Origin of the sequence: Flavobacterium sp. AJR, from assembly GCF_002156885.1 — a bacterium.
Lineage (GTDB): Bacteria > Bacteroidota > Bacteroidia > Flavobacteriales > Flavobacteriaceae > Flavobacterium.
On sequence record NZ_NCWQ01000190.1, the window covers coordinates 1 to 1,374 of the forward strand.

Genomic DNA, 1,374 nt, shown 5'->3' on the forward strand with positions numbered 1-1,374 from the left:
TAGCCCAAAAATTGAGGTAGAACCAGTAAGTATATGTAAGGGAGGTAGTGGTTTATTATCCGCAAAAAGTGCCGCTTACCCAGTTACTGAATTTATGGGTTTATGGAATATAGAAAGAGATCCTCGTGCTTTTGTGCCGTATGCACCTGAGGATGATATGTATACATGTAAATTTAGTATTAAGGGAAAAAATCAGTATACAGCAACAAAATTTACAGTAAGTGCTTCAGGAGAATACAATTTTAAAATGGAGGATAGACCTGAATATTTTGGATCAGCATATATTTATAGTGGTGATTTTACCCCCGGCTACTGTGATAGAGGGGGGGAATGGATAGTAGGACTTCGTAATGATGATAATAATGAACCAGAATTTAAAGCAAATTTGGTTGCGGGAAAGGAGTACACTTTAATATCTGTTTTGACTTTAATTCATGGAGTAACTAATGTGTGGGATTATACTTGGAGAGTTGAATCTCCTAAAGAAGGAGGGGAATTTCTTTTAGATGATATAATTTATTGGTATAAATCAAGCTCGGGAGGAGAACCACTTGGCTGGGGGCCAACTTTTAACCCAGTTGGTGTGGCAGGATCAGGTTTGGCAGATACAAATACACCTGGTACCACTACTTATTATGCATCTTATGCATCTGCAGGAGATTCTTATAGATTTGCAGTTGATTTTGTAATAAAAGAAGTTGCTGTTGCTGGAGTTGCTAGTAGTACACCTACTCTATGCGGAAAAGATGTGATGGATGATATAACGCATACTACAATAGATGCCACAGGTATAGAGGGTAATGGTGTTAATGGAGCAAATGGTTTGCCAGATGGAGTACAAGCTACTTGGGAGGCAAATACAATTACAATTTCAGGTAACCCAAGAGAGTTAGGAGTATTTAATTATAAAATTCCATTAATTGCTGAGTGTGGAAACGTCTTTGCAGAAGGAAAAATTACCATTCTCCCAAAACCGCAGGCAATTGTTACGACAGTGAGCATTTGTTCGGGCGAAAGTTACACATGGGCTGTAAACGGCGAGCAGTACACAACAGATACCGCACTGACGATCATCAATGATGGCTGTACGGCAGACGAGGTACTAGATTTAAAAGTTACGCCAAAACCGCAGGCAATTGTTACGACAGTGAGCATTTGCTCGGGAGAAAGTTATACATGGGCTGTAAACGGCGAGCAGTATACAGCAGATACCGCACTGACGATCACCAATGATGGCTGTACGGCAGACCAGGTACTAGATTTAAAAGTTACGCCAAAACCACAGGCAATTGTTACGACAGTGAGCATTTGTTCGGGCGAAAGTTACACATGGGCTGTAAACGGCGAGCAGTATACAACAGATACTGCACTGAC

At 40.5% G+C, this 1,374-nt stretch carries 1 protein-coding gene; it reads left to right on the top strand.

What is annotated here, in order from left to right; all coding sequences use genetic code 11:
* Positions 1–1,374, top strand: a 1,374-nt coding sequence (locus tag B8T70_RS24060; protein ID WP_207621565.1) for a hypothetical protein, incomplete at both ends; no start/stop codon positions are given.